The sequence below is a fragment of the Ensifer adhaerens genome, assembly GCF_028993555.1.
Classification (GTDB): domain Bacteria; phylum Pseudomonadota; class Alphaproteobacteria; order Rhizobiales; family Rhizobiaceae; genus Ensifer; species Ensifer adhaerens_I.
The window spans coordinates 1161646-1182532 of record NZ_CP118610.1; the positions used below are offsets into that span (position 1 = coordinate 1161646).

At 59.5% G+C, this 20887-nt stretch carries 21 protein-coding genes; 20 read left to right on the top strand and 1 reads right to left on the bottom strand.

Annotated elements, in window-relative coordinates; translation table 11 throughout:
* The first annotated feature begins 26 nt into the window (after nucleotides 1-26).
* A complete protein-coding gene (gene rpoB / locus PWG15_RS05605) occupies nucleotides 27-4166 on the top strand; it encodes a DNA-directed RNA polymerase subunit beta (RefSeq protein WP_275023488.1) in 4140 nt (1379 codons plus the stop codon).
* A 184-nt stretch (nucleotides 4167-4350) separates the two neighbouring features.
* Complete coding sequence (gene rpoC / locus PWG15_RS05610) at nucleotides 4351-8556, top strand: DNA-directed RNA polymerase subunit beta' (RefSeq protein ID WP_275023489.1); 4206 nt, start codon at nucleotides 4351-4353, stop codon at nucleotides 8554-8556.
* A 130-nt stretch (nucleotides 8557-8686) separates the two neighbouring features.
* Here rpoC and PWG15_RS05615 read toward each other — a convergent pair whose 3' ends face one another.
* Nucleotides 8687-8983 carry a transcriptional regulator gene (locus PWG15_RS05615; protein WP_275023490.1) on the bottom strand — a complete coding sequence of 99 codons (297 nt, stop codon included), beginning with the start codon at nucleotides 8981-8983 and terminating at the stop codon, nucleotides 8687-8689.
* A 564-nt stretch (nucleotides 8984-9547) separates the two neighbouring features.
* Between PWG15_RS05615 and rpsL the strand changes: the two genes are divergently transcribed.
* The 18 genes from rpsL to rplE all read left to right on the top strand — a co-directional run bounded on the left by rpsL (nucleotide 9548) and on the right by rplE (nucleotide 20859).
* Nucleotides 9548-9919 (top strand): 30S ribosomal protein S12, encoded by a 372-nt coding sequence (gene rpsL, locus PWG15_RS05620; protein ID WP_003507760.1) that lies wholly within the window; start codon nucleotides 9548-9550, stop codon nucleotides 9917-9919.
* A gap of 78 nt (nucleotides 9920-9997) precedes the next feature.
* A complete protein-coding gene (gene rpsG / locus PWG15_RS05625; RefSeq protein ID WP_113541264.1) occupies nucleotides 9998-10468 on the top strand; it encodes a 30S ribosomal protein S7 in 471 nt (156 codons plus the stop codon).
* A 33-nt stretch (nucleotides 10469-10501) separates the two neighbouring features.
* Nucleotides 10502-12601 carry an elongation factor G gene (fusA, locus tag PWG15_RS05630; RefSeq protein ID WP_275023491.1) on the top strand — a complete coding sequence of 700 codons (2100 nt, stop codon included), beginning with the start codon at nucleotides 10502-10504 and terminating at the stop codon, nucleotides 12599-12601.
* Between the two features lie 72 nt (nucleotides 12602-12673).
* Nucleotides 12674-13849, top strand: a complete 1176-nt coding sequence (tuf, locus tag PWG15_RS05635) for an elongation factor Tu (protein ID WP_034795467.1) — start codon at nucleotides 12674-12676, stop codon at nucleotides 13847-13849.
* Nucleotides 13850-14169: 320 nt separating this feature from the next.
* Nucleotides 14170-14478, top strand: a complete 309-nt coding sequence (gene rpsJ / locus PWG15_RS05640) for a 30S ribosomal protein S10 (RefSeq protein ID WP_003507767.1) — start codon at nucleotides 14170-14172, stop codon at nucleotides 14476-14478.
* Between the two features lie 138 nt (nucleotides 14479-14616).
* Nucleotides 14617-15303, top strand: a complete 687-nt coding sequence (rplC, locus tag PWG15_RS05645) for a 50S ribosomal protein L3 (RefSeq protein WP_057255569.1) — start codon at nucleotides 14617-14619, stop codon at nucleotides 15301-15303.
* A 12-nt stretch (nucleotides 15304-15315) separates the two neighbouring features.
* Nucleotides 15316-15936, top strand: a complete 621-nt coding sequence (gene rplD / locus PWG15_RS05650) for a 50S ribosomal protein L4 (RefSeq protein ID WP_034795521.1) — start codon at nucleotides 15316-15318, stop codon at nucleotides 15934-15936.
* The gene (locus PWG15_RS05655; protein WP_057255571.1) at nucleotides 15933-16226 is read left to right on the top strand and encodes a 50S ribosomal protein L23; all 294 of its coding nucleotides are present in this window, start codon (nucleotides 15933-15935) and stop codon (nucleotides 16224-16226) included. Before rplD ends, PWG15_RS05655 begins: the two co-directional genes overlap by 4 nt.
* 43 nt (nucleotides 16227-16269) lie before the next feature.
* Entirely contained in the window at nucleotides 16270-17106 is an 837-nt protein-coding gene (rplB, locus tag PWG15_RS05660) for a 50S ribosomal protein L2 (protein WP_057255572.1), read from the top strand.
* 15 nt (nucleotides 17107-17121) lie between these two features.
* Nucleotides 17122-17400, top strand: a complete 279-nt coding sequence (gene rpsS, locus PWG15_RS05665; RefSeq protein WP_018239488.1) for a 30S ribosomal protein S19 — start codon at nucleotides 17122-17124, stop codon at nucleotides 17398-17400.
* Nucleotides 17401-17402: 2 nt separating this feature from the next.
* Complete coding sequence (rplV, locus tag PWG15_RS05670; RefSeq protein WP_034795534.1) at nucleotides 17403-17792, top strand: 50S ribosomal protein L22; 390 nt, start codon at nucleotides 17403-17405, stop codon at nucleotides 17790-17792.
* A complete protein-coding gene (gene rpsC, locus PWG15_RS05675) occupies nucleotides 17792-18523 on the top strand; it encodes a 30S ribosomal protein S3 (protein ID WP_275023492.1) in 732 nt (243 codons plus the stop codon). Before rplV ends, rpsC begins: the two co-directional genes overlap by 1 nt.
* Nucleotides 18524-18561: 38 nt before the next feature.
* Nucleotides 18562-18975, top strand: a complete 414-nt coding sequence (rplP, locus tag PWG15_RS05680) for a 50S ribosomal protein L16 (protein ID WP_011975175.1) — start codon at nucleotides 18562-18564, stop codon at nucleotides 18973-18975.
* Between the two features lie 11 nt (nucleotides 18976-18986).
* Nucleotides 18987-19187 (top strand): 50S ribosomal protein L29, encoded by a 201-nt coding sequence (gene rpmC, locus PWG15_RS05685; RefSeq protein WP_057255575.1) that lies wholly within the window; start codon nucleotides 18987-18989, stop codon nucleotides 19185-19187.
* Nucleotides 19188-19199: 12 nt separating this feature from the next.
* Entirely contained in the window at nucleotides 19200-19436 is a 237-nt protein-coding gene (gene rpsQ, locus PWG15_RS05690) for a 30S ribosomal protein S17 (protein ID WP_034795546.1), read from the top strand.
* Between the two features lie 178 nt (nucleotides 19437-19614).
* On the top strand, nucleotides 19615-19983 hold the full coding sequence (rplN, locus tag PWG15_RS05695) for a 50S ribosomal protein L14 (protein ID WP_034795548.1): 369 nt from the start codon (nucleotides 19615-19617) through the stop codon (nucleotides 19981-19983).
* A gap of 14 nt (nucleotides 19984-19997) precedes the next feature.
* Nucleotides 19998-20309, top strand: a complete 312-nt coding sequence (rplX, locus tag PWG15_RS05700) for a 50S ribosomal protein L24 (protein ID WP_025426674.1) — start codon at nucleotides 19998-20000, stop codon at nucleotides 20307-20309.
* Nucleotides 20302-20859 (top strand): 50S ribosomal protein L5, encoded by a 558-nt coding sequence (rplE, locus tag PWG15_RS05705; protein ID WP_077961503.1) that lies wholly within the window; start codon nucleotides 20302-20304, stop codon nucleotides 20857-20859. The genes rplX and rplE overlap by 8 nt, the downstream gene beginning before the upstream one ends.
* The last annotated feature ends 28 nt before the right edge of the window (nucleotides 20860-20887 follow it).

Sequence of the window (20887 nt, forward strand, 5' to 3'; positions counted from 1 at the left end):
GGATGCAAGATTGACAAGGAGCGACGATGGCTCAGACCCTTTCGTTTAACGGTCGCAGGCGCGTACGCAAGTTTTTTGGTAAAATTCCAGAAGTCGCAGAAATGCCGAACCTCATCGAGGTTCAGAAGGCATCCTACGACCAGTTTCTGATGGTTGAAGAGCCCAAGGGCGGTCGCCCTGACGAAGGGCTCCAAGCTGTGTTCAAGTCCGTTTTCCCGATCAAGGATTTCTCGGGCGCGTCGATGCTTGAATTCGTTTCCTACGAATTCGAGCCGCCGAAGTTCGACGTCGAGGAATGCCGTCAGCGCGATCTGACCTACGCAGCGCCGCTCAAGGTGACGCTGCGCCTCATCGTATTCGATATCGACGAGGATACCGGCGCGAAGTCGATCAAGGACATCAAGGAACAGAACGTCTACATGGGCGACATGCCGCTCATGACCGACAACGGTACCTTCATCGTCAATGGTACCGAGCGCGTTATCGTTTCGCAGATGCACCGCTCGCCGGGCGTGTTCTTCGACCACGACAAGGGCAAGAGCCACTCGTCGGGCAAGCTGCTCTTTGCAGCCCGCGTCATTCCTTACCGTGGTTCCTGGCTCGATATCGAATTTGACGCCAAGGACATCGTCCACGCTCGTATCGACCGTCGCCGCAAGATCCCCGTGTCTTCGCTGCTGATGGCGCTCGGCATGGACGGCGAGGAAATCCTCGACACGTTCTACACGAAGTCGCTCTACCAGCGCGACGGAGAAGGCTGGCGCGTGCCGTTCCAGCCGGATGCGCTGAAGGGCCAGAAGGCGATCACCGAGATGGTCGACGCCGATACGGGCGAAGTCGTCGTCGAAGCTGGCAAGAAGCTGACCCCGCGTCTGCTTCGTCAGTTGCAGGACAAGGGCCTGAAGGCGCTCAAGGCGACCAATGATGACCTCTACGGCAACTATCTTGCCGAAGACGTCGTCAACTTTGCAACCGGTGAAATCTACCTGGAAGCCGGCGACGAGATCGACGAGAAGACGCTTCCGCTCATTCTCTCGGCTGGTTTCGACGAGATTCCGGTTCTCGACATCGACCACATCAACGTCGGTGCCTACATCCGCAACACGCTTGCGGCTGATAAGAACGAGAACCGTCAGGACGCTCTGTTCGACATCTACCGCGTCATGCGTCCGGGCGAACCGCCGACCATGGATTCCGCGGAAGCGATGTTCAACACGCTGTTCTTCGATGCCGAGCGGTACGACCTTTCGGCCGTCGGTCGCGTGAAGATGAACATGCGCCTCGACCTCGAAGTCGCTGACACCGTTCGTATCCTGCGCAAGGAAGACATCCTGGCGGTCGTCAAGATGCTCGTTGAGCTGCGTGACGGCAAGGGTGAGATCGACGACATCGACAACCTCGGCAACCGCCGTGTTCGTTCGGTCGGCGAACTCATGGAGAACCAGTATCGTCTCGGCCTGCTCCGCATGGAGCGCGCGATCAAGGAACGTATGTCCTCGATCGAGATCGACACGGTCATGCCGCAGGATCTGATCAACGCGAAGCCGGCAGCTGCCGCCGTTCGCGAGTTCTTCGGCTCCTCGCAGCTGTCGCAGTTCATGGACCAGGTGAACCCGCTTTCGGAAATCACCCACAAGCGCCGTCTCTCGGCTCTTGGCCCGGGTGGTCTGACCCGCGAGCGCGCCGGCTTCGAAGTCCGCGACGTTCATCCGACCCACTACGGCCGTATTTGCCCGATCGAGACGCCGGAAGGCCCGAACATCGGTCTGATCAACTCGCTCGCAACCTTTGCCCGCGTCAACAAGTACGGCTTCATCGAAAGCCCGTACCGCAAGATCGTTGACGGCAAGGTGACGAACGACGTCGTCTATCTCTCGGCGATGGAAGAAGCAAAGTATCACGTCGCCCAGGCCAACTCCGTTCTCGAAGACGATGGTTCGTTCTCCGAAGAGTTCGTCGTTTGCCGCCACTCCGGCGAAGTTATGCTGGCACCGCGCGACAACATCAACCTGATGGACGTTTCGCCGAAGCAGCTCGTTTCGGTCGCGGCCGCGCTCATCCCGTTCCTTGAGAACGACGACGCCAACCGCGCACTGATGGGCTCGAACATGCAGCGTCAGGCCGTGCCTCTGCTGCGCGCCGAAGCTCCGTTCGTCGGTACCGGCATGGAGCCGGTCGTTGCCCGCGACTCCGGCGCTGCGATTGCAGCCCGCCGTGGCGGTGTCGTCGACCAGGTCGATGCGACCCGTATCGTTATCCGAGCCACCGAAGACCTCGATCCGTCGAAGTCGGGCGTCGATATCTACCGTCTGCAGAAGTTCCAGCGTTCGAACCAGAACACCTGCGTCAACCAGCGCCCGCTGGTCACCGTCGGTGACATCCTGAACAAGGGCGACATCATCGCGGACGGTCCGTCGACCGACCTCGGCGATCTGGCCCTCGGCCGCAACGCGCTCGTCGCGTTCATGCCGTGGAACGGCTACAACTACGAAGACTCGATCCTGCTCTCCGAGCGTATCGTGCGCGACGACGTGTTCACATCCATCCACATCGAAGAATTCGAAGTGATGGCGCGTGACACCAAGCTCGGCCCGGAAGAAATTACCCGCGACATTCCGAACGTTTCGGAAGAAGCGCTGCGTAATCTCGACGAAGCCGGCATCGTCTACATCGGTGCTGAGGTTCAGCCGGGTGACATCCTCGTCGGCAAGATCACGCCGAAGGGTGAAAGCCCGATGACGCCGGAAGAAAAGCTTCTGCGCGCCATCTTCGGTGAGAAGGCCTCCGACGTCCGCGACACCTCGATGCGCATGCCCCCGGGCACCTTCGGTACCGTCGTCGAAGTTCGCGTTTTCAACCGCCACGGCGTTGAGAAGGACGAACGCGCGATGGCGATCGAGCGCGAGGAAATCGAACGCCTCGCCAAGGACCGCGACGACGAACAGGCGATCCTCGACCGCAACGTCTACGCACGTCTCGTCGACATGCTGCGTGGCCACACGGCCGTTGCTGGCCCGAAGGGCTTCAAGAAGGGCACAGAGCTTTCGAACCTCGTCGTCAGCGAATATCCCCGCTCGCAGTGGTGGATGTTTGCCGTCGAGGACGAAAAGGCTCAGGGCGAGATCGAAGCTCTGCGCGCCCAGTACGACGAATCCAAGTCGCGCCTTGAACAGCGCTTCATGGACAAGGTCGAGAAGGTCCAGCGCGGCGACGAAATGCCTCCGGGCGTCATGAAGATGGTCAAGGTCTTCGTCGCTGTTAAGCGCAAGATCCAGCCGGGCGACAAGATGGCCGGCCGTCACGGCAACAAGGGTGTCGTGTCGCGTATCGTGCCGATCGAAGACATGCCGTTCCTGGAAGACGGCACGCATGTCGACGTCGTTCTGAACCCGCTCGGCGTGCCTTCGCGCATGAACGTCGGCCAGATCCTTGAAACCCATCTTGGCTGGGCTTGCGCCGGCATGGGCAAGAAGATCGGTGCGATGCTCGATGCCTACAAGGCAGGTGCCGATATCCAGCCGCTGCGCGACACCATCGACAGCGTCATCGGGTCAGGCCCGAAGGGTGAGCCGATCAAGCAGTACGACGACGAGTCGATCGTGCGCCTGGCCGAGCAGACCCGTCGCGGCGTTTCGATCGCAACGCCGGTCTTCGACGGTGCTGTCGAGGCCGACGTCAACGAGATGCTGGAGCAGGCAGGTCTGAAGGTGACCGGTCAGTCGACGCTCTATGATGGCCGTACCGGCGATCAGTTCGACCGTCAGGTGACCGTGGGCTACATCTACATGCTGAAGCTCAACCACCTTGTCGACGACAAGATCCACGCCCGCTCGATCGGCCCGTACTCACTCGTCACCCAGCAGCCGCTGGGCGGTAAGGCGCAGTTCGGCGGTCAGCGCTTCGGGGAAATGGAGGTCTGGGCGCTGGAAGCTTACGGCGCAGCCTACACCCTGCAGGAAATGCTGACGGTCAAGTCGGACGACGTGGCCGGCCGTACCAAGGTCTACGAAGCGATCGTCCGTGGCGACGACACCTTCGAAGCGGGCATTCCGGAGAGCTTCAACGTTCTCGTCAAGGAAATGCGCTCGCTGGGCCTTTCGGTCGAGCTCGAAAACTCGAAGGTCGACGAGGCCGGCGCAGCACAATTGCCGGACGCAGCCGAGTAATGAGACCCAAGGTGCGTGCCGCTTGAGCGGCGCGCACCGTTTCCGCCTGGAGACGCTGACGTCTTCGGCAGGAACAGAGCCGCAGCCGATGCGGTTTTAGCTGTTTATGGGGCAGGGGCCGGCGCCCGGGATTTGCCGGCACCCTCGCCAAGCTCAGGGCGTAAAGCCCGTAAAGGAGACAGGCATGAACCAAGAGGTCATGAATCTTTTCAATCCGCAGGTGCCTGCACAGACCTTCGATTCCATCCGGATTTCGATCGCCTCGCCGGAGAAGATTCTTTCCTGGTCTTACGGTGAGATCAAGAAGCCGGAGACGATCAACTACCGCACGTTCAAGCCGGAACGCGATGGTCTTTTCTGCGCCCGCATTTTCGGTCCGATCAAGGATTACGAATGCCTGTGCGGCAAGTACAAGCGCATGAAGTACAAGGGCATCATCTGCGAAAAGTGCGGCGTCGAAGTTACGCTGTCGCGTGTTCGCCGTGAGCGCATGGGCCATATCGAGCTCGCCGCTCCCGTTGCCCACATCTGGTTCCTGAAGTCGCTGCCTTCGCGCATCTCGACGCTGCTCGACATGACGCTGAAGGATGTCGAGCGCGTTCTGTACTTCGAAAACTACATCGTGACCGAGCCTGGTCTGACGTCGCTGAAGGAAAACCAGCTCCTCAGCGAAGAAGACTACATGCTCGCCGTCGATGAGTTCGGCGAAGATCAGTTCACCGCCATGATCGGCGCTGAAGCGATCTATGAAATGCTCGCTTCGATGAATCTGGAGAAGATCGCTGGCGATCTGCGCGCTGAGCTCGCGGAGACGACCTCGGATCTGAAGCAGAAGAAGCTGATGAAGCGCCTGAAGATCGTCGAGAACTTCATGGATTCCGGCAACCGTCCGGAATGGATGATCATGAAGGTCGTTCCGGTGATCCCGCCGGACCTGCGCCCGCTCGTTCCGCTCGACGGCGGCCGTTTCGCGACGTCGGATCTGAACGATCTCTATCGCCGCGTGATCAACCGTAACAACCGTCTGAAGCGCCTGATCGAACTGCGCGCTCCGGGCATCATCATCCGCAACGAAAAGCGCATGCTGCAGGAATCTGTCGATGCGCTGTTCGACAACGGCCGTCGTGGCCGCGTCATCACTGGCGCCAACAAGCGTCCGCTGAAATCGCTGTCCGACATGCTGAAGGGCAAGCAGGGCCGCTTCCGTCAGAACCTGCTCGGCAAGCGCGTCGACTATTCCGGCCGTTCGGTTATCGTGACCGGTCCGGAACTGAAGCTGCACCAGTGCGGTCTTCCGAAGAAGATGGCGCTCGAGCTGTTCAAGCCGTTCATCTATGCGCGCCTCGACGCCAAGGGCTTCTCTTCGACCGTCAAGCAGGCCAAGAAGCTGGTTGAAAAGGAAAAGCCGGAAGTCTGGGATATCCTCGACGAGGTCATCCGCGAGCATCCGGTTCTCTTGAACCGCGCGCCGACGCTGCACCGGCTGGGCATCCAGGCCTTCGAACCGACCCTGGTCGAAGGCAAGGCGATCCAGCTGCATCCGCTCGTCTGCACGGCCTTCAACGCCGACTTCGACGGCGACCAGATGGCCGTTCACGTGCCGCTGTCGCTCGAAGCCCAGCTCGAAGCACGCGTGCTGATGATGTCGACGAACAACATCCTGCACCCGGCAAACGGCGCGCCGATCATCGTTCCGTCGCAGGACATGGTTCTCGGTCTCTACTACCTGTCGATCCTGAACCAGAACGAGCCGGGCGAAGGCATGGCGTTCTCGGACATGGGCGAGCTGCATCACGCGCTCGAAACCAAGGCCGTGACCCTGCATGCGAAGATCCGTGGTCGCTTCAAGACCGTCGATGCCGAGGGCAACCCGGTTTCGAAGATCTATGAAACCACGCCTGGCCGTATGATCATCGGCGAGCTGCTGCCGCGTAACGTCAACGTGCCGTTCGACATCTGCAACCAGGAAATGACCAAGAAGAACATCTCCAAGATGATCGACGCGGTCTACCGTCACTGCGGCCAGAAGGACACGGTCATCTTCTGCGACCGCATCATGCAGCTCGGCTTTGCCCATGCCTGCCGCGCCGGCATTTCGTTCGGCAAGGACGACATGGTCATCCCGGACACCAAGGTGAAGATCGTTGGCGACACTGAAGCGCTCGTGAAGGAATACGAGCAGCAGTACAACGACGGTCTCATCACCCAGGGCGAAAAGTACAACAAGGTTGTCGACGCCTGGGGCAAGGCGACCGAAAAGGTCGCCGACGAGATGATGGCCCGCATTAAGGCGGTGGAATTCGACGAAAACGGCCGTCAGAAGCCGATGAACTCGATCTACATGATGTCGCACTCGGGCGCTCGTGGTTCTCCGAACCAGATGCGTCAGCTGGGCGGCATGCGCGGCCTGATGGCCAAGCCCTCGGGCGAAATCATCGAGACGCCGATCATCTCGAACTTCAAGGAAGGCCTGACCGTTAACGAGTACTTCAACTCGACGCACGGTGCCCGTAAGGGTCTGGCAGACACCGCCTTGAAGACCGCGAACTCCGGTTACCTGACCCGCCGTCTCGTCGACGTGGCGCAGGATTGCATCGTCAACTCCGTCGATTGCGGCACCGAAAACGGTCTCACCATGACGGCGATTGTCGACGCCGGTCAGGTCGTGGCCTCGCTTGGCGCTCGTATCCTTGGCCGTACGGCTCTGGACGACATCGATCACCCGGTCACGGGCGCTCGCATCGTCGATGCCGGCCGGATGATCCTGGAAGCCGACGTCATCGAGATCGAGAAGGCTGGTATCCAGTCGATCCGTATCCGCTCGGCGCTGACCTGCGAAATCCAGACGGGCGTTTGCGGCGTCTGCTACGGCCGCGACCTGGCTCGTGGTACGCCGGTCAACATGGGCGAAGCGGTTGGCGTTATCGCTGCACAGTCGATCGGTGAGCCGGGCACCCAGCTCACCATGCGTACCTTCCACTTGGGCGGTACGGCGACCGTGGTCGACCAGTCGTTCCTGGAAGCGTCGTACGAAGGTACGGTCCAGATCAAGAACCGCAACATGCTGCGCAACTCGGACGGCGTTCTCGTCGCGATGGGCCGCAACATGGCGGTCCAGATCCTGGACGAGCGTGGCGTCGAGCGTTCGTCGCAGCGTGTTGCCTATGGTTCGAAGATCCTCGTCGACGATGGCGACAAGGTGAAGCGCGGTCAGCGTCTTGCCGAGTGGGACCCCTACACCCGTCCGATGATGACGGAAGTAGAAGGTACCGTTCACTTCGAAGACGTCGTCGACGGCATCTCGGTGCTCGAAGCGACCGACGAGTCGACCGGCATCACCAAGCGTCAGGTTATCGACTGGCGTTCGACCCCGCGTGGTACGGACCTCAAGCCGGCGATCGTCATCAAGGACAAGAACGGCGCAGTTGCCAAGCTGTCGCGCGGCGGCGAAGCCCGCTTCTTGCTCTCGGTTGACGCGATCCTCTCGGTCGAACCCGGCCAGAAGGTCAGCCAGGGTGACGTTCTTGCCCGTTCGCCGCTCGAAAGCGCCAAGACCAAGGACATCACCGGTGGTCTGCCGCGCGTTGCCGAACTGTTCGAAGCCCGTCGTCCGAAGGATCACGCCATCATCGCTGAGATCGATGGTACGATCCGCTTCGGCCGCGACTACAAGAACAAGCGTCGCGTTCTGATCGAGCCGGCGGAAGACGGTGTCGAGCCGGTCGAGTACCTGATCCCGAAGGGCAAGCCCTTCCATCTTCAGGATGGCGACTACATCGAAAAGGGCGACTACATCCTCGACGGCAACCCGGCGCCGCACGACATCCTGGCGATCAAGGGCGTGGAAGCACTTGCTTCCTACCTGGTCAACGAAATCCAGGAAGTCTACCGACTGCAGGGCGTTGTCATCAACGACAAGCACATCGAAGTCATCGTTCGCCAGATGCTGCAGAAGGTGGAAATCACCGACGCCGGCGACTCGACTTACATCGTCGGTGACAATGTCGACCGGATCGAGCTCGAAGATGTCAACGACGGCCTGATCGAACAGGGCAAGAAGCCGGCATACGGCGATCCGGTCCTGCTCGGCATCACCAAGGCGTCGCTGCAGACACCGTCCTTCATCTCGGCGGCTTCGTTCCAGGAAACCACCAAGGTCCTGACCGAAGCGGCGATCGCCGGCAAGACGGACGGCCTGCAGGGCCTGAAGGAAAACGTCATTGTCGGTCGTCTCATCCCGGCCGGTACCGGTGGCACGATGACCCAGATCCGCCGCATCGCAACTGCGCGCGACGAGATGATCCTGGAAGAACGTCGTCGTGGCACGGGTGCAGAGGCAGCAACGCCAATGCTCGCCGATCTCGCCAACGAGAACGCTGCAGCCGAATAAGCGGGGAGGGCGGTTCCGCCCTCTGACCCACACAAAGAAGAAGCCGCCGAGAGCGATCTCGGCGGCTTCTTCTTTTGGGCAGTCGACCCGCGCGGCAACGGCGAGTGCGAAGGTCACCTGACTGCAAAGATTAGCTAAAGCGGATGATTGCCACTTCGCCTTCGAGGGCGCCCTGGTAGGCGGAGGCGTGGGGTTCGTCGCTCGGGACTTCGGTCAGTGTGCCGATCTGGTCCAGATCAGCCTCGAGAAAACCCTCTTCTGCAAGGGCGTTCAGTGCTTCGCGGACGGCGGTATCGTCGTCGGGCGCCTTCAGCATCACGTGAATGTCCACGCCGTCTTCGTCGCCGTCGGTCTCATAGGCCTTGCCGATGATGATGAACACCATCGGTTCGTCCGGGGCATTGTCGTTGTCTGGGGTGACGGCCATTTTGTTTCCTTTCGATTGGCTGGTGCGACCTTAGCGCCCTTTTTTGTCCGGCGCGATGGAAATGCATCGCGCCTCGGATGCTTCTGTAGTGACCGACTCGAAGATGGTGGAAAACCCCCACAAAGTGGTTGCCGATTCCTTAACCCTGTCTGACACTCCGTCCGTCCAAGGGCCGACGAGGCTGGCACGAGGTTCGAAACCATGTGCAAAAGCCTTGTTTTGCAGGCATGTCGGGCCTGCGCGCGATAGAATATTTCTTAATTGCCCTTGACTGTTGGCCTTGAAATCAGTACACCCCGCCGCATCGGAGCCCATGTGAGGCTGGCTGGTTCGGAACGTCGCGTTCTGGAGTTCGCCTCAAACAAGGTTCGAAACGCACGCCGACGACTACAATGCTGCACGCAAGACGCGCACGATAGTGCGTCCTCTGCTTTATTTGGGGCCATCTGCGGAAAGGCGGATCGGCCCCTGTTTTGCGCATTTCATGAGGCGTTCGAAACTGCCGGCGACGGCAACGATCCGCCCGCAAGGGTAATGTGATAAGATTTTGCAAGGGATGGGTATATGCCTACCGTAAACCAGCTGATCCGCAAGCCTCGTCAGGCACAGGTAAAGCGCAATAAGGTTCCTGCTCTGCAGGAAAACCCGCAGAAGCGTGGCGTTTGCACCCGCGTTTACACGACGACCCCGAAGAAGCCGAACTCGGCTCTCCGCAAGGTTGCCAAGATTCGTCTGACGAACGGCTTTGAAGTCATCGGCTACATTCCGGGTGAAGGTCACAACCTTCAGGAACACTCGGTTGTCATGATCCGCGGCGGCCGCGTTAAGGACCTTCCGGGCGTTCGTTACCACATCATCCGTGGTGTTCTCGATACGCAGGGCGTCAAGAACCGCAAGCAGCGCCGTTCGAAGTACGGTGCGAAGCGTCCGAAGTAATTCGGTTTTGAAAATCCTGGCGCTGCGCGAGGTCCTCCGCGTGGTAAAGCGCTGAAACAGTTTGAAGAGACGAGAAGTATGTCCAGACGTCATAGAGCAGAAAAGCGTGAGATCAACCCGGATCCGAAGTTCGGTGATCTGGTTGTCACGAAGTTCATGAACGCAATCATGCTGCACGGCAAGAAGTCCGTAGCGGAAAGCATTGTTTACGGCGCGTTCGATGCGGTTCAGGTCAAGCTGAAGCAGGAACCGATCACCGTGTTCCATTCCGCGCTCGACAACATCGCGCCGCACGTTGAAGTGCGTTCGCGCCGCGTCGGTGGTGCCACTTACCAGGTTCCGGTCGATGTTCGTCCGGAGCGTCGCCAGGCCCTCGCCATCCGTTGGCTGATTGCGGCCGCACGCAAGCGTAACGAAACGACCATGGTTGATCGCCTCTGCGGCGAACTCATGGACGCAGCGAACAACCGTGGTAGCGCCGTGAAGAAGCGCGAAGACACGCACAAGATGGCTGATGCCAACCGTGCGTTCTCGCATTATCGCTGGTAATTCTGGCGCGAACGTCTCAAGAGGCAGTCCACTATGGCACGCGAATATAAAATCGAAGACTACCGTAACTTCGGTATCATGGCGCACATCGACGCCGGCAAGACCACGACGACCGAGCGCATCCTTTACTACACCGGCAAGTCCCACAAGATCGGCGAAGTCCACGACGGCGCCGCGACGATGGACTGGATGGAGCAGGAGCAGGAACGCGGCATCACGATCACGTCTGCTGCGACGACCACTTTCTGGAAGGGTCGTGACGGCAAGGCTCGTCGCTTCAACATCATCGACACCCCCGGCCACGTTGACTTCACCATTGAAGTCGAGCGTTCGCTGCGCGTTCTCGACGGCGCAATCGCGCTGCTCGACGCAAACGCTGGTGTTGAGCCGCAGACGGAAACCGTCTGGCGCCAGGCTGAGAAGTACAACGTTCCGCGCATGATCTTCTGCAACAAGATGGACAAGACCGGCGCGGACTTCTACCGCTCGGTCGAGATGATCAAGACCCGTCTGGGTGCGATCGCCGTCGTCATGCAGCTGCCGATCGGCGCTGAAACCGAATTCAAGGGCGTTGTCGATCTGATCGAAATGAACGCCCTGGTTTGGCGCGACGAGTCTCTCGGCGCTCAGTGGGACGTTGTCGAAATCCCTGACGACATGAAGGCGAAGGCTGAAGAATATCGCGAAAAGCTGATCGAGACCGTTGTCGAGATCGACGAAGCTGCGATGGAAGCCTACCTGGAAGGCAACATGCCGTCGAACGACAAGATCCGCGAACTCGTTCGCCGCGGCACCATCGACGTGAAGTTCCACCCGATGTTCTGCGGTACCGCGTTCAAGAACAAGGGCGTGCAGCCGCTTCTCGACGCCGTTGTCGACTACCTGCCGTCGCCGCTCGACATTCCCGCGATCAAGGGTATCGACGCGAAGACCGAAGCTGAGATCGAGCGTCACGCTGATGATGCCGAGCCGCTCTCGATGCTCGCCTTCAAGATCATGAACGACCCCTTCGTTGGTTCGCTGACCTTCGCTCGTATTTATTCGGGCAAGCTCGAAAAGGGCTCGTCGGTCATGAACACGGTCAAGGAAAAGCGCGAGCGCGTCGGCCGCATGTTGCAGATGCACTCGAACTCGCGTGAAGACATCGAAGAAGCCTTCGCAGGCGACATCGTTGCGCTGGCCGGCCTCAAGGAAACCACCACGGGTGACACGCTCTGCGACCCGCTGAAGCCGGTCATCCTCGAGCGCATGGAATTCCCGGAGCCGGTTATCCAGATCGCGATCGAGCCGAAGTCCAAGGGCGACCAGGAAAAGATGGGCCTCGCGCTCAACCGCCTGGCAGCCGAAGACCCGTCCTTCCGCGTCAAGACCGACCAGGAATCCGGCCAGACGATCATCGCTGGCATGGGTGAACTTCACCTCGACATCATCGTCGACCGTATGCGTCGCGAGTTCAAGGTCGAAGCCAACGTCGGCGCGCCGCAGGTTGCTTACCGCGAAACGATCACCCGTCAGCACGAAGAAGACTACACGCACAAGAAGCAGTCCGGTGGTACCGGTCAGTTCGCGCGCGTCAAGCTCGTGTTCGAACCGAACCCGGATGGCGAAGATTTCGTCTTCGAATCCAAGATCGTCGGCGGTGCTGTTCCGAAGGAATACATCCCGGGCGTTCAGAAGGGTATCGAAAGCGTTCTGTCTTCGGGTCCGCTCGCTGGCTTCCCGATGCTGGGCGTCAAGGCGACGCTCATCGACGGTGCATTCCACGACGTCGACTCCTCGGTCCTCGCCTTCGAAATCGCTTCGCGTGCTTGCTTCCGTGAAGCGGCCAAGAAGGCTGGTGCACAGCTGCTCGAGCCGATGATGAAGGTCGAAGTCGTAACGCCGGAAGACTACGTCGGCGACGTTATCGGCGACCTGAACTCCCGCCGTGGTCAGATCCAGGGCCAGGAATCGCGTGGCGTTGCCGTTGTGATCAACGCAAACGTCCCGCTCGCGAACATGTTCAAGTACGTCGACAACCTGCGCTCCATGTCGCAGGGTCGTGCACAGTACACGATGACCTTCGATCACTACGCGCCGGTCCCGTCGAACGTCGCACAGGAAATCCAGGCGAAGTATTCCGGTCAGAAGTGACCGGAATACCCGACCTCTGAAAGCAGATAAGAAAGTTTTCCCCGCGAGGGGATAGAAAACGGAGAGCCGGAAATGGCAAAGAGCAAATTTGAGCGCAACAAGCCGCACGTTAACATTGGCACGATTGGCCACGTTGACCATGGCAAGACGTCGCTGACCGCAGCGATCACGAAGTACTTCGGCGAGTTCAAGGCGTACGACCAGATCGACGCCGCGCCGGAAGAAAAGGCCCGTGGTATCACCATTTCGACGGCGCACGTTGAGTATGAGACGCCGAACCGTCACTACGCTCACGTTGACTGCCCCGGCCACGCCGACTACGTCAAGAACATGATCACCGGTGCAGCGCAGATGGACGGCGCGATCCTGGTTTGCTCGGCTGCTGACGGCCCGATGCCGCAGACCCGCGAGCACATCCTGCTCGCTCGCCAGGTTGGCGTTCCGGCAATCGTCGTGTTCCTGAACAAGGTCGACCAGGTTGACGACGCCGAGCTTCTCGAGCTCGTCGAGCTTGAAGTTCGCGAACTTCTGTCGTCCTACGAATTCCCGGGCGACGACATTCCGATCATCAAGGGCTCGGCTCTTGCTGCTCTGGAAGATTCGGACAAGAAGATCGGCGAAGACGCTATCCGCGAGCTGATGGCTGCTGTTGACGCCTACATCCCGACGCCTGAGCGTCCGATTGACCAGCCGTTCCTGATGCCGATCGAAGATGTGTTCTCGATCTCGGGCCGTGGTACGGTTGTGACCGGTCGCGTTGAGCGTGGCATCGTCAAGGTTGGCGAAGAAGTCGAAATCGTCGGCATCCGCGACACGTCGAAGACGACGGTTACCGGCGTTGAGATGTTCCGCAAGCTGCTCGACCAGGGCCAGGCCGGCGACAACATCGGCGCGCTGATCCGTGGTGTTAACCGTGACGGCGTTGAGCGTGGCCAGATCCTGTGCAAGCCGGGTTCGGTCAAGCCGCACAAGAAGTTCATGGCCGAAGCCTACATCCTGACGAAGGAAGAAGGCGGCCGTCATACGCCGTTCTTCACGAACTACCGTCCGCAGTTCTACTTCCGCACGACGGACGTGACGGGCATCGTGACGCTGCCGGAAGGCACGGAAATGGTTATGCCTGGCGACAACGTCACCGTTGCCGTTGAGCTGATCGTTCCGATCGCGATGGAAGAAAAGCTGCGCTTCGCGATCCGCGAAGGCGGCCGTACCGTCGGCGCAGGCATCGTTGCCTCGATCGTCGAGTAATCGACGAGACTGAGGGCGGGAACAAGCGAGGCGCATGTGCTATGCGCCTCGAACATACCCGCCCCGAAAGATTTAGTTGGTCGCACGGCTTGCCGAAGACGACGAAATAGTGCAAATGGCGCCCACGCGTGATTTGCACGGTGCTTCGACGTTGTGCGCTCACAAAAAGACAGGCCGGCCACGGCCGCTCAAATAGGAAGGGGCAGGGGAAACTCTGTCCCTCCGATCTTTGAAAATTAGCGGACTGGCCGAACATTAAACGAAGTTCAATGCGTGTTTTTCCACGGAAACCGCAGACAACATGAACAAGGATAAGTCGTATGAACGGCCAGAACATCCGCATCCGCCTCAAGGCGTTTGATCACCGGATCCTCGACGCCTCGACGCGCGAAATCGTGTCGACGGCAAAGCGTACCGGTGCAAGCGTGCGCGGTCCCGTACCGCTGCCGACGCGCATTGAAAAGTTTACGGTCAACCGCTCGCCGCACGTCGACAAGAAGAGCCGTGAACAGTTCGAAATGCGCACCCACAAGCGCCTTCTCGATATCGTAGATCCGACCCCGCAGACCGTTGACGCGCTGATGAAGCTCGACCTGGCTGCCGGCGTCGACGTGGAAATCAAGCTTTAATAACAAGGAAGGTACGTGGACCCCGGTCCAACGGCTTCCGAAAACGGGCGACCTCAAGATCGGATGATCTCAAGGAAACCTTAAACCAGAGATGTGAGGGGGCTCGCCCCACCACTAACTCTCAAGAGGAATGAACCAATGCGTTCAGGTGTGATTGCACAGAAAGTGGGAATGACCCGCGTCTATAACGACGCCGGTGAGCATATCCCGGTTACAGTATTGAAGCTGGAGAACTGCCAGGTGGTAGCCCAGCGTACGGAAGAGAAGAATGGCTACGTGGCTGTCCAGCTGGGCGCCGGCCGTTCCAAGGTCAAGAACACGCCGAAGGCGATGCGCGGCCATTTTGCTGCTGCCAACGTCGAGCCGAAGGCGAAGCTCGTCGAGTTCCGCGTCTCTGCGGACAACCTGATCGACATCGGTGCAGAACTGACGGCCAACCATTTCGTTGCCGGTCAGCTCGTTGACGTTACCGGCACCACGATCGGTAAGGGCTTTGCTGGTGCGATCAAGCGCCACAACTTCGGCGGTCTGCGTGCAACGCACGGCGTTTCCGTATCGCACCGTTCGCATGGTTCGACCGGTTCCAACCAGGATCCGGGCCGCGTTTGGAAGGGCAAGCGCATGGCTGGTCACATGGGTCAGACCCGCGTCACCACCCAGAACCTCGAAGTCGTATCGACCGATGAAGACCGCGGTCTGATCCTGGTCAAGGGCGCTGTCCCCGGCTCCAAGGGTGCCTGGATCGTCGTTCGTGACGCCATCAAGTCGGGCACCCCGGAAGGCGCTCCGCGCCCGGCCGCTGTGCGCGCCGAAGCATCGAAGTAAGGGAGCCGAGTAATGGATCTCAACGTCAAAACCCTCGAGGGCAAGGACGCGGGAAAGGTTTCCCTTTCTGACGCCATTTTCGGCCTCGAACCCCGTGAAGACATCATCGCCCGCGTCGTTCGCTGGCAGCTTGCCAAGAAGCAGCAGGGCACGCACAAGGCCAAGGGCCGCGCGGAAGTTTCGCGCACCGGCGCCAAGATGTACAAGCAGAAGGGTACGGGCCGCGCCCGCCACCACTCCGCTCGCGCTCCGCAGTTCCGCGGCGGTGGCAAGGCTCACGGCCCGGTCGTCCGCAGCCACGCACACGACCTGCCGAAGAAGGTACGCGCCCTCGGCTTGCGTCATGCACTGTCGGCCAAGCTGAAGGCTGAAGAGATCATCGTCATCGACGATCTCGTTGCCAAGGAAGCCAAGACCAAGGCTCTCGCCGGCGTATTTGCGTCGCTCGGCCTCACCAACGCTCTCATCATCGGCGGCGCCGAGATCGAGAACAACTTCAAGCTCGCAGCCCAGAACATCCCGAACGTGGACGTTCTGCCGGTTCAGGGCATCAACGTTTACGACATTCTGCGCCGTGGCAAGCTCGTGCTTTCCAAGGCTGCCGTGGAAGCTCTGGAGGAGCGGTTCAAATGACGGATCTTCGCCACTACGACGTGATCGTGTCCCCCTCGATCACTGAAAAGTCGACGCTGGTTTCCGAACAGAACCAGGTCGTCTTCAACGTCGCCAAGGACGCTTCGAAGCCTGAAATCAAGGCTGCTGTCGAAGCTCTGTTCGGCGTCAAGGTTACGGCCGTGAACACGCTCGTCCGCAAGGGCAAGACGAAGCGTTTCCGCGGCTTTGCCGGAAAGCAGAAGGACGTGAAAAAGGCGATCATTACGCTCGCCGACGGTCAGTCCATCGACGTCTCCACCGGTCTCTAACGGATAGGCCCATTAGGGTAAAAACCCAAAAGGGAACAAGAAAATGGCATTGAAAAGTTTCAATCCGACGACCCCGAGCCAGCGCCAGCTGGTCATCGTTGACCGGGCTGGTCTCTACAAGGGCAAGCCGGTCAAGGCGCTGACCGAGGGCCTGTCCTCCAAGGGCGGTCGCAACAACCTCGGTCGCATCACCGTTCGCTTCCAGGGCGGCGGTCACAAGCGTACCTACCGTCTGGTCGACTTCAAGCGTCGCAAGTTCGACGTTGAAGGCACGGTCGAACGTCTGGAATACGACCCGAACCGCACCGCCTTCATCGCGCTCGTCAACTACGCCGACGGCGAAAAGGCCTACATCCTCGCTCCGCAGCGTCTCGCTGCCGGCGACAAGGTCATCGCTTCGGAGAAGGCCGTTGACGTTAAGCCCGGCAACACGATGCCGCTGCAGTACATCCCGGTTGGCTCCATCATCCACAACGTGGAAATGAAGCCGGGCAAGGGCGGCCAGATGGCTCGCTCGGCCGGTACCTACGCGCAGCTCGTCGGTCGTGACCAGGGCATGGCGATCCTTCGTCTGAACTCGGGCGAACAGCGTCTCGTGCACGGTTCCTGCCTCGCATCGATCGGCGCCGTATCGAACCCCGATCACGGCAACATCAATGACGGTAAGGCTGGTCGTTCGCGTTGGCGCGGCAAGCGTCCGCACGTTCGCGGCGTCGTCATGAACCCGGTTGACCACCCGCACGGCGGTGGTGAAGGCCGTACCTCGGGTGGTCGCCACCCGGTTACCCCGTGGGGCAAGCCCACGAAGGGCAAGCGTACGCGCTCGAACAAGTCGACCGACAAGTTCATCATGCGCTCGCGGCACCAGAAGAAGAAGTAAGAGAGGAAGTCTCGAATGACTCGTTCAGTATGGAAAGGTCCGTTCGTTGACGGTTATCTTCTCAAGAAGGCTGAGAAGGTCCGCGAAGGCGGTCGTAACGAAGTGATCAAGATTTGGAGCCGCCGCTCCACGATCCTTCCGCAGTTTGTCGGCCTCACCTTCGGCGTCTACAACGGCAGCAAGCACGTTCCGGTCAGCGTCAATGAAGACATGGTCGGTCACAAGTTTGGCGAATTCTCTCCGACCCGGACCTACTACGGTCATGGCGCGGACAAGAAGGCAAAGAGGAAGTAACAATGGGCAAGGCAAAAGCCGAACGCCGGCTGAAGGATAATGAGGCGCAGGCAGTTGCGCGCACGATCCGCGTCAGCCCCCAGAAGCTCAACCTGGTTGCCGCGATGATCCGCGGCAAGAAGGTCGACCGCGCTCTGGCCGAACTGGAGTTCTCCCGCAAGCGCATCGCAGAAACGGTCAAGAAGACCCTTGAATCTGCCATCGCAAACGCAGAGAACAACCACGATCTCGACGTCGATTCGCTCGTCGTTGCAGAAGCTTACGTTGGCAAGTCGATCGTCATGAAGCGCTTCCACGCTCGTGGTCGCGGCCGTGCATCGCGTGTCGAAAAGCCGTTCTCTCACTTGACGATTGTCGTTCGTGAAGTGGAAGCCAAAGGGGAGGCCGCATAATGGGCCAGAAGATTAATCCAATCGGGTTCCGTCTTGGCATCAACCGGACCTGGGATAGCCGCTGGTTCGCGGACAACGCCGAATACGGCCAGCTTCTTCATGAAGACCTGAAGATCCGCGCCTACCTGATGGAAGAACTGAAGGCTGCCGGCATCGCCAAGGTGGTGATCGAGCGTCCGCACAAGAAGTGCCGCGTCACGATCCACTCGGCTCGTCCGGGCCTCATCATCGGCAAGAAGGGCGCCGACATCGAAAAGCTCCGCAAGAAGCTTTCCGAGATGACCAACTCCGAAACGCACCTCAACATCGTTGAAGTACGCAAGCCGGAAGTTGACGCAACGCTCGTTGCCCAGTCGATCGCCCAGCAGCTCGAGCGCCGCGTGGCTTTCCGCCGTGCGATGAAGCGCGCTGTTCAGTCGGCCATGCGTCTTGGCGCCGAAGGCATCAAGATCACCTGCGCCGGTCGTCTCGGTGGCGCCGAAATCGCTCGTACCGAATGGTACCGCGAAGGTCGCGTTCCGCTGCACACGTTGCGCGCGGACATTGACTACGGCACGGCTGAAGCGGAAACCGCCTTCGGTATCTGCGGCATCAAGGTCTGGATCTTCAAGGGCGAAATCCTTGAGCACGATCCGATGGCTTCTGAGCGTCGCGCGATCGAAAGTGACAACCAGGGCCCGTCCGGCCGTGATCGCGACCGCGATCGTGACCGCCGTCGTGAAAACGCGTAACATTCGCGTTTGGCAGCCAATATCGGAGAAGTAAAAAAATGTTGCAGCCAAAGCGTACGAAGTATCGCAAGCAGTTCAAGGGCCGCATCAAGGGCGTAGCCAAGGGCGGTTCTGATCTTGCCTTCGGTGAATTCGGCCTGAAGGCTCAAGAGCCGAACCGCGTCAATGCGCGCGAGATCGAAGCGGCCCGCCGCGCGATCACGCGTCACATGAAGCGCGCCGGCCGCGTCTGGATCCGTGTGTTCCCCGACGTTCCCGTAACCGCCAAGCCGACGGAAGTCCGCATGGGTAAGGGCAAGGGTTCGGTCGAATACTGGGCATGCAAGGTCAAGCCTGGCCGGATGATGTTTGAGATCGATGGTGTCAGCGAAGAACTTGCCCGTGAGGCACTTCGTCTTGGCGCTGCCAAGCTCTCTGTCAAGACGCGCTTCGTGCAGCGTATCGCAGAGTAAGGAGTGAACTCATGAAAGCCGTAGAAGTTCGCGCTCTGAGCGCCGATCAACTCAACGAAGAGCTTGCCAAGCTGAAGAAGGAGCAGTTCAACCTGCGCTTCCAGAAGGCAACCGGCCAGCTCGAGAAGTCTTCGCGTATCAACGAAGTCCGCAAGGACATCGCACGCGTCAAAACCATTGCCCGCCAGAAGGCGGCAGAAGCCAAGGCCTAAGGACCAGAAAATATGCCGAAACGCATTCTGCAGGGCACTGTTGTCAGCGACAAGAACGACAAGACTGTCGTCGTCCGGGTCGAGCGCCGTTTTGCGCACCCGATCCTCCAGAAGACCGTCCGTCGCTCGAAGAAGTACAAGGCGCACGACGAAAACAACCAGTACAAGGTTGGTGACGTTGTTTCCATTGAGGAATGCGCGCCGATCTCGAAGGATAAGCGCTGGACGGTCGTCGCCGCCCACGCTTGATTTCTGCAGGTTTTGACCTGAAGACCCTTGCGTCTTGGGCAAATACCTGTATGAAGCACGCAATTGAAGCAGGGGAACGCTCGATTCCGGGCGTTCTTTTGCTTTGAGATGAGCACTATAAGCCGGGCGAGGGGGTTTCGACCCAACCGGCCTGGTAACAACAAGAAGGCGACCTGACATGATTCAGATGCAAACAAACCTCGACGTGGCGGATAATTCCGGCGCACGTCGTGTCATGTGCATCAAGGTGCTGGGCGGCTCCAAGCGCAAGTATGCGTCGGTCGGCGACATCATTGTCGTTTCGATCAAGGAAGCCATTCCGCGCGGCCGCGTAAAGAAGGGTGATGTCATGAAGGCTGTTGTCGTTCGCACTGCGAAGGACATCCGCCGTCCGGATGGCTCGGTCATCCGCTTTGACACCAACGCAGCCGTTCTTATCGATAACAAGAAAGAGCCGATCGGCACCCGTATCTTCGGACCGGTTCCGCGCGAACTTCGCGCCAAGAACCACATGAAGATCATCTCGCTGGCTCCAGAAGTACTCTAAGGGAGCGTTGAGAGATGCAAAAGATTCGCAAAGGCGACAAAGTCGTCGTTCTCACCGGTAAGGACAAGGGCCGTACCGGCGAAGTCGTCCAGGTCATGCCGAAGGAAGACCGGGCTGTTGTGCGTGGCGTCAACATGGTGAAGCGTCACCAGCGCCAGACCCAGAGCCAGGAAGCCGGCATCATCAACAAGGAAGCCTCGATCCATCTTTCGAACATCGCGATTGCCGATCCGAAGGACGGCAAGCCGACCCGCGTCGGTTTCAAGATCGACGGTGACAAGAAGGTCCGCGTGGCCAAGCGTTCGGGAGTAGTGATCGATGGCTAAGTCCGCTTATGAGCCCCGGCTCAAGAAGGAATATGTCGAGCGTATTCGTGCGGCTATGCAGGAGAAGTTCTCCTACGCCAACGAAATGCAGATCCCGCGTCTCGACAAGATCGTCATCAACATGGGTGTTGGCGAATCGACGGGCGACAGCAAGAAGCCGTCCGTTGCCGCTGCCGACCTCGCTGCAATTGCTGGCCAGAAGCCGGTAATCACCCGCGCTCGCAACTCCATCGCAGGCTTCAAGCTTCGCGAAGGCATGCCGATTGGTGCCAAGGTTACCCTGCGCGGCGTTCGGATGTTTGAGTTCCTGGATCGCCTCGTGAACATTGCGCTTCCGCGCGTTCGCGACTTCCGTGGCCTCAATCCGAAGTCTTTTGACGGACGTGGCAACTTCGCCATGGGCGTCAAGGAACACATTGTGTTCCCTGAGATCAACTACGACAAGGTTGATCAGATGTGGGGCATGGACATCATCGTTTGCACGACGGCAACTAACGACGACGAAGCTCGCGCTCTGCTCACAGAGTTCAACTTCCCGTTCCGTCAGTAATCCGTAACGACAAGCGTAAAGAAGGATA